The 12,241-nt window shown below is 68.8% G+C and carries 9 protein-coding genes and 1 pseudogene; 5 read left to right on the top strand and 5 right to left on the bottom strand.

Features of this window, described 5'->3' with window-relative positions; translation table 11 throughout:
• The first annotated feature begins 54 nt into the window (after nt 1-54).
• The gene (locus tag VI08_RS06205; RefSeq protein ID WP_332308620.1) at nt 55-867 is read left to right on the top strand and encodes a phosphodiester glycosidase family protein; all 813 of its coding nucleotides are present in this window, start codon (nt 55-57) and stop codon (nt 865-867) included.
• Between the two features lie 6 nt (nt 868-873).
• Entirely contained in the window at nt 874-3,216 is a 2,343-nt protein-coding gene (locus tag VI08_RS06200) for a penicillin acylase family protein (protein ID WP_045828692.1), read from the top strand.
• A 45-nt stretch (nt 3,217-3,261) separates the two neighbouring features.
• Here the strand turns inward: VI08_RS06200 and dapE are convergent, their stop codons facing one another.
• The 5 genes and pseudogenes from dapE to map form a co-directional block, all read right to left on the bottom strand.
• On the bottom strand, nt 3,262-4,389 hold the full coding sequence (gene dapE / locus VI08_RS06195) for a succinyl-diaminopimelate desuccinylase (protein ID WP_045828691.1): 1,128 nt from the start codon (nt 4,387-4,389) through the stop codon (nt 3,262-3,264).
• Between the two features lie 55 nt (nt 4,390-4,444).
• The gene (locus VI08_RS06190) at nt 4,445-4,798 is read right to left on the bottom strand and encodes an arsenate reductase (RefSeq protein WP_045828690.1); all 354 of its coding nucleotides are present in this window, start codon (nt 4,796-4,798) and stop codon (nt 4,445-4,447) included.
• A gap of 4 nt (nt 4,799-4,802) precedes the next feature.
• Nucleotides 4,803-5,795, bottom strand: a complete 993-nt coding sequence (gene dapD, locus VI08_RS06185; protein WP_332308619.1) for a 2,3,4,5-tetrahydropyridine-2,6-dicarboxylate N-succinyltransferase — start codon at nt 5,793-5,795, stop codon at nt 4,803-4,805.
• Nucleotides 5,734-8,280 (bottom strand): annotated as a pseudogene (gene glnD, locus VI08_RS06180) ([protein-PII] uridylyltransferase); the annotation flags it as partial. The pseudogene glnD and the gene dapD, both read right to left, overlap by 62 nt.
• A gap of 39 nt (nt 8,281-8,319) precedes the next feature.
• A complete protein-coding gene (gene map, locus VI08_RS06175) occupies nt 8,320-9,087 on the bottom strand; it encodes a type I methionyl aminopeptidase (RefSeq protein ID WP_045828688.1) in 768 nt (255 codons plus the stop codon).
• 361 nt (nt 9,088-9,448) lie between these two features.
• Here map and rpsB point away from each other — a divergent pair, with 361 nt between their 5' ends.
• From rpsB to pyrH, 3 genes are all read left to right on the top strand, one after another.
• Nucleotides 9,449-10,306 carry a 30S ribosomal protein S2 gene (gene rpsB, locus VI08_RS06170; RefSeq protein ID WP_045828687.1) on the top strand — a complete coding sequence of 286 codons (858 nt, stop codon included), beginning with the start codon at nt 9,449-9,451 and terminating at the stop codon, nt 10,304-10,306.
• Nucleotides 10,307-10,393: 87 nt separating this feature from the next.
• Nucleotides 10,394-11,272, top strand: a complete 879-nt coding sequence (gene tsf, locus VI08_RS06165) for a translation elongation factor Ts (protein WP_045828686.1) — start codon at nt 10,394-10,396, stop codon at nt 11,270-11,272.
• Between the two features lie 244 nt (nt 11,273-11,516).
• Nucleotides 11,517-12,239 carry a UMP kinase gene (gene pyrH / locus VI08_RS06160; protein WP_045828685.1) on the top strand — a complete coding sequence of 241 codons (723 nt, stop codon included), beginning with the start codon at nt 11,517-11,519 and terminating at the stop codon, nt 12,237-12,239.
• Nucleotides 12,240-12,241: the final 2 nt, after the last annotated feature.

The raw sequence follows: 12,241 nt of genomic DNA, 5'->3' as shown, positions 1-12,241 counted from the left end.
ACCCCGGAGTGTACCCCCTTGCACCCTCCCCGCCCGCCCGGCGAACATCGGCGGATGCCCCACCGCCGTATCCGCCGCATGGCCACCCGCCTCCTCTTCCGCAGCCTCGCCCTCGGCGGCACCGCCGGCCTGTCCATGGGCTGCGCCCCGTCGGCGGATGCCGTCGACGGCCGCGACGTGGTGTTCGACAGCCAGGGTTACTTCGTCGCCACCGTGGATACCCGCCGTGACGACATCGAGCTGTTCTGGCGCAACCCCGACACCGGGCAGCCGTTCGCCAGCCTCGAGGCCCTGAAGACGTGGACGGCCGGCAAGGGGCGCATGCTCGCCTTCGCCACCAATGCAGGCATCTACGACCGTGATTTCCGGCCGCTGGGCCTGTATGTCGAAAACGGCAAGGCCGTCGTTCCGCTCAACCGCGTGCATGGCAACCCGCGCTCGGGCAATTTCTCACTGCTGCCGAATGGCGTTTTCGCCGTGTATGACGACGGCACCGCCGAAGTGCGCACCACCGATGCGTTCGCGGCCAGCGGGCGCAAGCCGCGCTGGGCCACGCAATCCGGGCCCATGCTGGTCATCGACGGGGAAGTGAACACGCAGTTCGACAACGGCTCGGACAGCATGAAATGGCGTAGCGGCGTGTGCGCCAGGACAGCGCACGAGGTGGTCTTCGTGGTTAGCCGCGCCCCGGTGAATTTCCACGCGTTCGCCCGCCTGTTCCGCGACCAGCTCGGCTGCCGCGATGCGTTGTTCCTCGATGGCACCATTTCCCAGGCATGGACCCCGACCAACGGTTACGCGGGCGCCCCCGCCTTCATGACCAAGCCCTACGCGGGCATGGTCGCCGTCTTCCCCAAGCCGCGCTGACCTGCCATGCGCCGCGCCCGCCACCTGCTCATCGGTCTTCTCCTGCTGGCCGTGCTCGTGGTGGCGGTGGGCTATGCCGCGCTCGCGGGCAGCCTGGCGCGCCTCGATGGCACGCTGGCCCTCGCCGGGCCATCCGCACCGGTCACGCTCACCCGCGACGCGCGCGGCACCCTGACGGTGCAGGCCGCGAACCGGCGTGATGCCGCGTGGGCCCTGGGCTTCGCGCACGGGCAGGATCGGTTCTTCCAGATGGACCTGCTGCGCCGCGTGGCCGCGGGCGAACTGGCCGCGCTCGTCGGCGAAAAAGCCGCGGACGTGGACATGCGCCACCGCGTGCACCGCCTGCGCGCCGTGGCCGAGGCCGCCTACGAATTCCTGCCGGCCGGGCAGCGTGCCACGGTCGATGCGTACCGCGATGGCGTGAACGCGGGGCTGGCGAGCCTGCGCGTGCGGCCGTGGGAATACCTGCTGCTGCGCCAGCCGCCGAAGCCCTGGCAAGGCGAGGACACCCTGCTGGCGCTGGGCGCCATGTACCTCGACCTCAATGAAGACGGCACGAATGGCCGCGAGCTGGGCTTGATGCGCCTGCACGCGGTGCTGCCCGCCGCGCTCGTCGATGCGCTGGCCGCGCCGGACCCGACGTGGGAAGCCGCGCTGGATGGGTCGCGCTCCGCCGACGTGGCCCTGCCCGGCCCCGGCGTGTTCGACCTGCGTGCGCAGCCGCGCCTGGCCTCCGCCGCGACGCACCTGCCGGCCGAGGCGTTGCCCGGCAGCAACAGCTTCGCGGTGGCCGGCGCGCTGACCGAAAATGGCGCCGCGCTCGTCGCCGACGACATGCACCTCGGCCTGCGCGTGCCGGATATCTGGTTCCGCGCGCGCCTGCGTTTCCCCGATGCCACGGCCCCCGGCGGCATGCGCGACCTCAATGGCGTGACGCTGCCCGGCACGCCCGCGCTCGTGGCCGGCTCGAACGGCCAGGTGGCCTGGGCCTTCACCAACAGCTACGGCGACTGGATGGATTTCGTCCGGGTCGCCCGCGACAAGGCCGATCCTTCGTACTACGCCACGCCGGCAGGCCGTGCCGCCTTCGATGTGCACGATGAAGTGATCGAGGTCGCTGGCGGCACGGCGCGCCACCTCAAGGTGGAGGACACCGCATGGGGCCCGGTCGTGGCCAGCGACGTCGACGGCACCCCGCTGGCCCTGTCCTGGATCGCGCACCGGCCCGACGCCTTCAACCTGGGCATCATGGGGCTGGAACGCGCCGCCGACGTGGCATCGGCCCTCGATGTCGGCCCGCGCGCGGGCATGCCGCCGCAGAACCTGCTCGTGGGCGATCGCGCAGGCCACGTGGGCTGGACGCTCATCGGCAACGCCATACCGCTGCGCACCGTCGGTGCGCCGGGCTGGAGCGGTTTCGCCGATGCTTCGCGCTACCCGCGCCTCGTCGACCCCGCCGACGGCCGGCTGTGGACCGCCAATAACCGCACCGTCGGCGGCGAGGCGCTGGCCCTGCTCGGCAACGGTGGGCACGACCTTGGCGCGCGCGCCCAGCAGATCCGCGACGACCTGCGTGCGCGCGAGCATTTCGTGCCGGGCGACATGCTCTCGATCCAGCTCGACGACCGCGCCGTGTTCCTGTCGCGCTGGAACGACCTGCTGCAGGCGACGCTTGTGCATACGGGCGACGGCGCGCTGGCACCGTTGCGCCGCGCCACCGCCACGTGGACGGGCCACGCGGCGGTCGACAGCGTCGATTACCGTGCCGTCCGCGCGTTCCGCCAGAACGTGCGCGACCTTGTGCTGGCGCCCTTCGCCGCCCGCGCCAAGGCACGCTTCCCGGATTTCACCTGGCCACGCGGCACCACGGCCGAGGGCGCCGTCTGGAAAATGCTGGTCGGGCGCCCCGTGCACCTGCTCGACCCGAAGTGGGCCACCTGGGACGACCTGCTGGCCGCTGCCGCGCGCAAGACGATGGATGATCTCGCCACGGGCCCGGGCGGCATCGAGGCACGCACCTGGGGCGAGCAGAACACGGCACGCATCGCGCACCCGCTTGCCGCGGCATTGCCGGGTTTCCTTGCACGGTACCTCGACATGCCGGCGGAACCGCTGCCTGGTGATACCGACATGCCCCGCGTACAGGCGCCGGCATTCGGCGCGTCGGAGCGTTTCGCCATCTCACCCGGGCACGAAGACGAAAGCTACCTGGAAATGCCCGGCGGCCAGAGCGGCCACCCGCTATCGCTCTTCCACGGCGCCGGCCACGACGAATGGGTGCAAGGCCACCTGACCCCGCTGCTGCCCGGCCCCACGCAACACACCCTGCTCATCACCCCTTTGCACTAAGGCCCCCCGCTCCCCCTGTGGGAGCGCGCTCGCGCGCGATGACCCCTACAACATGCGCAGGCAAATCGCCTCATACAGATCAGGCAACTTCCGCAGATCCGCCACCGACACACACTCATCCACCTTGTGGATGGTGGCATTCACCGGCCCCAGCTCGATCACCTCAGCCCCCATCGGCGCGATGAACCGCCCATCACTGGTACCACCACCGGTGCTCTGCTCCGGCTCGATGCCGCAGAGGTCGCGGCACACGCCCGCCACCACCTCGCGCAGGCGGCCGCCTGGCGTGGCGAGGAAGGGATGCCCGGAGAGATGCCACTGCGCGGCGTAATCAACGCCATGCGCAGCCAGGATGGCCTCGGCGCGCTCCCGTAGGCCATCCGCCGTACTCGCCGTGGAAAAGCGCCAGTTCACCAGCGCCACCAACTCACCGGGGATGACGTTGTTCGCGCCGGTGCCAGCGTTGATGTTCGACACCTGGAACGACGTGGGCGGGAAGTCGGCGTTGCCTTCATCCCAGCGCTCCGCCGCCAGCGCCGCAAGCGCGGGCGCAAAGGCGTGGATGGGGTTCTTCGCTTTCTCGGGGTACGCAACGTGGCCCTGCACGCCGTGCACCGTGAGCGTCAGCGACAGCGAGCCGCGACGGCCGACGCGGATCAGGTCGCCCAAGGTGGATTTCGCCGACGGCTCGCCCACCACGCAGTAATCGATGCGCTGGCCGGTGGCCGCGAAATGCTCAACGACCTGGCGCACGCCGTGCAGCGCCACGCCCTCTTCGTCGCTGGTGAGCAGGAGGCCCACCGTGCCGTCGTGGCCGGGGTGCGCCGTCACGAAGCGTTCCAGCGCCACGACCATCGCCGCCACCGAGCCCTTCATGTCCGCCGCGCCGCGGCCATAAAGCATGCCATCGCGTTCCGTCGGCTCGAACGGGGGCGTGGCCCAGCTTTCCTCCGGGCCACTCGGCACCACATCGGTGTGGCCCAGGAACGCCAGCACGGGGCCGCCGTTGCCGTGGGTGGCCCACAGGTTGTCGACATCGTTGAAACGCAGGTGCTCGATGCGGAACCCCAGCCGCTCGAGGCGGCCAGCGATGAGCGGCAGGCAACCGGCGTCGGCCGGCGTGACCGAGCGGCGGGCGATGAGGTCGCGGGTGAGGTCCAGGACGTCTTGCATCGTGACGAAACCGCGCGCGAGCGCGCTCCCACAGGGGTTGGTTGGAAGGATCGGGTTACTTGGCGAAGCGCTTCTTGAAGGTGTTGTCGCTGAAGCCGACGCTCACCTCGTCGCCCTGCACCACCACGGGGCGCTTGATGAGTGCCGGGTATTCTTTCAGCAGCAGGGTCCACTCCGGGTCGGTGCGGGGATCCTTGCGCTGCGGCAGCAGCGTGCGCCACGTGGTGGACGCCTTGTTGATCAATTTCTCCCAGCCGCCCAGCTGCACCGACCACGCCTTGAGCGTGGCCGGTGGCACCGGGTTGGCGCGGTAATCGACGAAGGCGTGCTCGACGCCGAAGCGATCGAGCCAGTTGCGCGCTTTCTTGCACGTATCGCAGGTGGGCAGGCCGTAGACGGTGGTCGTCATCGGTTCACTCGCCGCTGCGCAGCAGTTCGTTGATGCCGGTCTTGGAGCGGGTCTTTTCGTCGACCTGCTTGACGATGATGGCGGCGTACAGGCTGTGGCTGCCGTCCTTCGCCGGCAGGCTGCCGGCCACCACGACGCTGCCCGCGGGCACGCGGCCGTAGCTGACCTCGCCCGTGGCGCGGTTGTAGATGCGGGTGGACTGGCCCAGGAACACGCCCATGCCGATGACCGAGCCCTTCTCGACAATGACGCCCTCGACCACTTCCGAGCGTGCGCCGATGAAGCAGTTGTCTTCGATGATGGTGGGGTTGGCCTGCAGCGGCTCGAGCACGCCGCCAATGCCCACGCCGCCGGAGAGATGCACGTTGGCACCGATCTGCGCGCACGAACCCACGGTGGCCCAGGTATCGACCATGGTGCCCGCGCCAACGTAGGCACCGATGTTGGTGTAGCTCGGCATCAGCACGGCATCCTTCGCGATATGCGCGCCACGGCGCACCAGCGCGCCCGGCACCACGCGTGCACCGACGCCGGCGTATTCGGTGGCGTCGCCATCGGTGAAGCGCAGCGGCACCTTGTCGAAGGCGCTGGAGGGGCCACCGTCCATGACGCGGTTGCCGTTCATGCGAAAGTACAGCAGCACGGCCTTCTTCAGCCATGCGTTGACGACCCAGCCGCCCTTGCCGTCAGGCTCGGCCACGCGGCGTTCGCCGGATTCGAGCAGGTCGAGCACCTGGTCGACGACGACGCGCAAGCCGTTATCGCCCTCGATCTCGTTCTGCGTCAGGTCGGCGCGACGCTCGAAGGCGTCGTTGATCACGGATTCAAGCGTTTGCATTTGCATTAAGGGCAGTCCTGGGGGTATCGGAACCGAGGTGGCGCAGCAGGCAATCGCGCAGGATGGCCTGGCGCGATTCGGGCAGCGGCGCGTTGCGCCGGTCGGTGAGCTGGAAAAAGTCTTCGACGCGTTCGCCGAACGTGGCGATACGCGCATCATGCACGCGCACTTCCGCTTCGGCCAGCGCCTGCGACACCGCGGCAAGCAGGCCGGGGCGATCGGTGCAGACGAGCGACAGCTGCGTGCGCTCGCCGACGGGGCTGAAGGCCACGCGCGGCACCATCTGGAAATGGCGCAGGTGGCGGGAGATGCCACGCTTCGGCGCGCTGTGGCCCTCCGGATGGTCGAGCGCGCGCAGCATGCGCGCGCGCAGCTCTTCCGCCCGTTGCAGCGATGCCGGCGCCTGCGTATCGGATTCGAGGAGCAGGAACGTATCCAGCGCCATGCCCGTGTTCGACACCAGCACGCGCGCCTCGACGACGGAGAAGCGCAGGCGATCGAGCACGGCGGTGACGGTGGCGAACAGGCCATCGCGGTCGGGCGCGTAGACGAAGAGCTCGGTGCTGCCGCGGATCGAGAACGGGTGCACCTCGACCAGCGGCGTGGCGCTGCCCGCGCGCAGGATCGCGGCGGTCTGCCACGCGATCTGCTCGGGCCGGTGGCGCAGGAAGCTCAGGTCGGGGAAATCGGCCCACACCTTCGCGATGGCATCAGGCGTGAAGCGCTCGGCCACCAGCATGCCCAGCGCGCGCTCGCGGCATTCGCGCACGCGCGAGCCGGCGATCGTGGCATGGCTGACGTCGCTGCGCAGCGCGAAACGCGTGGCGGTGTAGAGGTCGGACAGCAGCCGGTCCTTCCATGCGTTCCAGAGCTTGGGGCTGGTACCGATGATGTCGGCGATGGTGAGCAGGTAGAGATGGTCGAGGTGCTCCCAATCACCCACCACGCTCGCGAAGCGGTGCACCACGTCGGGGTCGGTGATGTCCTGGCGCTGCGCCGTGGTGCTCATGAGCAGGTGCTGGCGCACCAGCCACGCCACCAGGGCCACCTGGTCGTCCGGCAGGCCAAGCCGCGTGCAGAAAGCGCGGGCGTCCTCCTCGCCAAGCACCGAGTGGTCGCCACCGCGGCCCTTGGCGATATCGTGGAACAGCGCGGCCAGCAGCATGAGTTCGGGCCGCTCGATATGCGGCCAGATCTCGCAGCCCACGGGGAAGTCACGACGGGCCGCGGGGTCGGCGAACCGCGCCACGTTGCGCAGCACCCGCAGCGTGTGCTCATCGACCGTGTACACATGGAAAAGGTCGTACTGCATGCGCCCCACCACCTTGCCGAACGCGGGCAGGATGGCGGCCAGCAGGCCATGCCGGTTCATCCGCCACAGCGCGTCCACCGCGGGCGCGCCACGGCGCAGCAGCGCGAGGAAGGCATCGAGCACGGCCTGGTCGTCGGCCAGGCCCTCGCCATGCTGCGACACCGCGTGCTGGATGCGCCGCATGGTTTCCGCGGTGAAGCCCGTGATACCCGGTTCGTCGAGGCGCGCGATGAAGATCTCGACCAGGGCCGCGGGGCGGCGCACGAACAGGTGGGGGTTGCGCATGGCGATGCGCGACCCGTAGCGCAGGTAATCGTTGCCGACCGGCTCGGGCTCGGCCGAGGGTTCGAGCATCTCCTCGAAGCGCTCCACCAGCTGCGTGCCCGAGCGCTCGATCTGCGTTGCCGCGCGGTAATAGCCCTGCATGAACTGCTCCACGCCCAGGTTCTTGGCGTGCTCGTCCTCGAATCCAAGGCGGGCGGCCAGGGCGCGCTGGTAGTCGAACAACAGGCGCTCCTCGGCGCGGCCGGCTTCCAGGTGCAGGGCATAGCGGTAGCGGCGCAGCGTGGCCTCGGCGCGGGTCAGCTTCGCGGCCTCCACCGGCTCCAGCAGGCCCTCGGCCACCATGGCGTCGAAATCCGGCGCGTTGGCAAGGCGGCGGCCCAGCCAGCGCAGGGCGTCGAGCGTGCGCAGGCCGCCCGGGCCATCCTTCAGGTTGGGCTCGAGGTTCTGCGCGGTATCGTCGTAGCGCGCGTGGCGGGCATCGCGCTCGGCCAGGCGGGCGGCCAGGTACGCGCGTGGCGGCCACAGGGCCGGGTCGTCGAGGATGCCGCGCAGCTGCTCGGCCAAGATGGGCCAGCCGGCGAGGCGGCGGGCGTCGAGCAGGCTGGTGAACACGCTGGCGTCCTGCGCGGCCAGCTCGCGGCACTGTGCCACCGTGCGCACCGCGTGGCCCGGCTTCAGGCCGATATCCCACAGGCAGGCGAAGAAGTTCTCCAGGGCGCGCGACAGCGTCGGCGAGTTTTCGCCCACCAGCGCCAGCAGGTCGACGTCGGAGGCCGGGAACAGCAGCCCCCGGCCGAAACCGCCCACGGCGAACAGGCCCGCGGCGGCGATGTCGCCAAGGCAGGCGCCCCAGGCATGCACGACCACGCGCTGGACGATCTCGCCCCGGCGCAGGGCCAGCGCCGAGGCATCCTCGCCATCGCGGAAGGCGGTGGCGAGGGCGCGGTCGGCATCGTCAAGCAGTTGCCGCAGCGAACGGCGTGCCTCGGGCGAGACGCCCGAGCGGGGAACGACGGCGGGCAGGCGTGGAAGCGGGGGAAGCGTCACGTCGGGGCCCCTTTGGCGCGTGGGAGGGTTACGGTGGCGTCAGGCGGCGTCCGGCCAGGGCGTAAGGATTTCGAAGCCGTCCTCGGTGACCGCGATGGTGTGCTCCCACTGGGCCGAGAGCGAGTGGTCCTTGGTGACCACCGTCCAGCCATCGGGCAGCGACTTCGTCTGCGGCTTGCCGGCGTTGATCATGGGCTCGACCGTGAAGGTCATGCCCGGCTTCAGTTCCATGCCCGTGCCCGGGCGACCATAGTGCAGCACCTGGGGTTCGTCGTGGTACACCTTGCCGATGCCATGGCCGCAGTACTCGCGGACCACGGAGAAGCCCGCCGCCTCGGCGTGCTTCTGGATGGCGGCGCCCACGTCGCCCAGGGTGGCACCCGGCTTCACCGCCTCGATGCCCTTCATCATGGCCTCGTGCGTGGTCTCCACCAGGCGCTTCGCCAGCACGCTGGGCGTGCCCACGAAGTACATGCGGCTGGTATCGCCGTGCCAGCCATCCTTGATGACCGTGACGTCGATATTGATGATGTCGCCGTCCTTCAGCACCTTGGTGGCCGTGGGGATGCCGTGGCAGATCACGTGGTTGACCGAGGTGCAGACCGTCTTCGGGAAGCCCCGGTAGCCGACGTTGGCCGGGATGGCCTTCTGCACGTTCACGATGTGGTCGTGGGCCAGGCGGTCCAGTTCCTCGGTGGTGACACCCGGCTTGACGTGGGGCACCAGCATGGCCAGCACCTCGGCGGCCAGGCGGCCGGCCTCGCGCATGGACTGGATCTCTTCGGGGGTCTTGGGTACGACTGCCATGGGTTCTCTCTCGTGTGCTTCCACCGACGTGGCGGCGCCCCGCCGGGTTTTCCACCCCCGCAACTTGCGGCGGGCGGCCCCGGGTGGCTACAATTAGCGAGTTTTGCCGCCCGGCGCAGCCACCAGATGCGTGGCCACGGGGGCGAAACCGAAGCGCGATTGTAACCGCACGGCGCCACCATTGGCCCGGCAAAGGGCAGTCGCTTTAACGCCACACACGCATCGGCACCGCCTTCGGGGTGCCTTGCCCCGCCGTCGACGAGCGAAAGGCTCCGCGGCACGGGCAGGGTCGAAGCCGGGGATGCGTGGAGGTCCCAACCCCCATAGAACCGCCCCGTGCGGTTCGCCCAGGAGTATTTCCATGGCACAAGTCACCATGCGCGAGATGCTGGAAGCCGGCGTCCATTTCGGCCACCAGACCCGTTACTGGAACCCCAAGATGGCTCCGTACATCTTCGGCGCCCGCGGCAAGATCCACATCATCAACCTCGAGAAGACCCTCCCGCTCTTCAACGACGCGATGAACTTCCTCTCGGGCCTGGCCCAGAAGGGCGGCACCATCCTGTTTGTCGGCACCAAGCGTTCGGCCCGCGAAGCCCTGGCTGAAGAAGCCGGCCGCGCCAACCAGCCGTTCGTCACCGCCCGCTGGCTCGGCGGCATGCTGACCAACTTCCGCACCGTGAAGCAGTCGGTCGCCCGCCTGAAGGAACTCGAAGCCGCCGAAACCGACGGTTCGTTCGACCGCCTGGTGAAGCACGAAGTGCTGGCCCGTCGCCGCGAGCGCGAGAAGCTGCAGAACTCGCTGGGCGGCATCAAGGACATGAACCGCCTGCCGGACGCCCTGTTCATCGTCGATATCGGCCACGAAGACATCGCCGTCCAGGAAGCCCGCAAGCTCGGCATCCCGGTCGTCGCCGTCGTCGATACCAACTACGACCCGGCCCTCGTCGACTACGCCATCCCGGGTAACGACGACGCCATCCGCGCCATCCAGCTCTACGCCCGCGCCGCCGCCGATTCGATCCTCGAAGGCAAGGCCGCCGCTCCGCAGCACGCCGCCCGCGGCGATGCCAACGAGTTCGTCGAGATGGACGAGGCCGGCAACCCGGTCGCCAAGGACGAAGCCCCGCGTGGCGAGCGCCGCAACGACCGTGGCCCGGCCAAGAAGGGTGCCCCGCGCCGCGAAGGCGGCCGTGACGGTGGTCGTGGCCGCGCGTAAGCGCCCCACCCCGTAGCACGCGCTTCCGTTTCACCGGCGCCGCGGCACCACCGCCGCGGCGCCAACCAAAACCATTGAGGAAATACCATGGCTGAGATCACCGCGAGCCTCGTCAAGGACCTGCGTGAGCGTTCGGGCGTCGGCATGATGGAGTGCAAGAAGGCACTCGTCGAAAACAACGGCGACATCGAAGCGGCGATGGAATGGCTGCGCAAGAACGGCATGGCCAAGGCTGACAAGAAGGCCGACCGCGTCGCCGCCGAAGGCCTCGTCGCCGTCGCCACCAAGGGTGGCAAGGGCGTCATGGTCGAAGTGAACAGCGAAACCGACTTCTCGTCGCGCAACGAAGCCTTCATCCAGTTCACCAAGGATGTCGCCAACGTGGCCCTCGAGTCGGGCGCCAAGGACATCGCCACGCTGAAGGCCGCCAAGCTCGGCGACAGCACCGTGGAAGACGCCGCCAAGGCCCTCACGCTCACCATCGGCGAGAAGTTCGACGTGCGCCGCATCGCCACGGTCGAGACCGACGGCGTGCTCGGCTCGTACTCGCACGGCGGCCGCATCGGCGTGCTCGTGGCGCTCAAGGGCGGCTCGGAAGAGCTGGCCAAGGGCATCGCCATGCACGTCGCCGCGATGAACCCGAAGTTCATCAAGGTGGAAGACGTCCCGGCTGATTTCCTCGAGAAGGAAAAGGAAATCGAGCTGTCGAAGATGTCGGACAAGGAAAAGCAGAAGCCGGCCGATATCCTTGAGAAGATCGTGTCGGGCAAGGTCAACAAGATCCTTGCCGACGTGACCCTCGTGGGCCAGTCGTACGTCATCGACACCGAGATCACCGTCGCCGACGCCCTGAAGAAGGGTGGCGCGGAAATCATCGCCGTCGAGCGCCTCGCCGTCGGCGAAGGCATCGAGAAGGTGGTGGACGATTTCGCCGCCGAAGTGATGAAGCAGGCGGGCCTGGCGTAAGCCACCCCACCCGCTGACGAAGAAGCCCGGCCTTTGCGCCGGGCTTTTTTTGTGCCCACCCTCCTGTGGGAGCTTGCTTGCAAGCGATGCCAAAAGGCGAGCCGTGCCCCATCGTCGGGCAAGAACATCGCTTGCAAGCAAGCTCCCACACGGATGCATGAACAGCGACACTTTTTCACGTACCTGTAACAAAGGCGCCGCGCTACACTACCCGCGTTTTGCCCCTTACAAACTGGAGACCCCCATGAGCACCCCGCTGAACCACCGCCGCATCCTGCTCAAGCTCTCCGGTGAAGCCCTCATGGGCAGCGAAGACTACGGCATCGACCCCAAGGTCATCGGCCGCCTGGCCAAGGAAATCCTCGAAGTCATCGACGCCGGCGTCCAGGTCGGCGTCGTCATCGGCGGCGGCAACATCTTCCGCGGCGCCGGCCTTGCCGCCTCCGGCATGGACCGCGTCACCGGCGACCACATGGGCATGCTCGCCACCGTCATGAACGCCCTCGCCATGCAGGACGCCATCGAAAAGCTCGGCGGCGAAGCCCGCACCATGAGCGCCATCAAGATCAACGAGGTGTGCGAGGACTTCATCCGCCGCCGCGCCATCCGCCACCTGGAAAAAGGCCGCGTGGCCCTCTTCGCCGCCGGCATCGGCAACCCCTTCTTCACCACCGATTCCGCCGCCGCCCTGCGCGCCGTCGAGATCGGCGCCGACCTGCTCCTGAAGGCCACCAAGGTCGACGGCGTGTACAGCGCCGACCCGAAGCGCGTGCCCGATGCCACCCGGTACGAGCACCTCAGCTACAACCAGGTCATCGAGCGCCGCCTCGAGGTCATGGATACCGCCGCCATCGCCCTGTGCCGCGAGAACAAGCTGCCGCTGCGCATCTACGACATGACCCAGCCGGGCAACCTGATGAAGATCATGCGCGGCGAGGCCGTCGGCACCCTCGTGGACGCTGGCTGAGC

It is taken from the genome of Luteibacter yeojuensis, assembly GCF_000964085.1.
GTDB lineage: Bacteria > Pseudomonadota > Gammaproteobacteria > Xanthomonadales > Rhodanobacteraceae > Luteibacter > Luteibacter yeojuensis_A.
The sequence above is the reverse complement of the archived record's forward strand: the minus strand, read 5'-3'. Positions and strand labels throughout refer to the sequence as shown.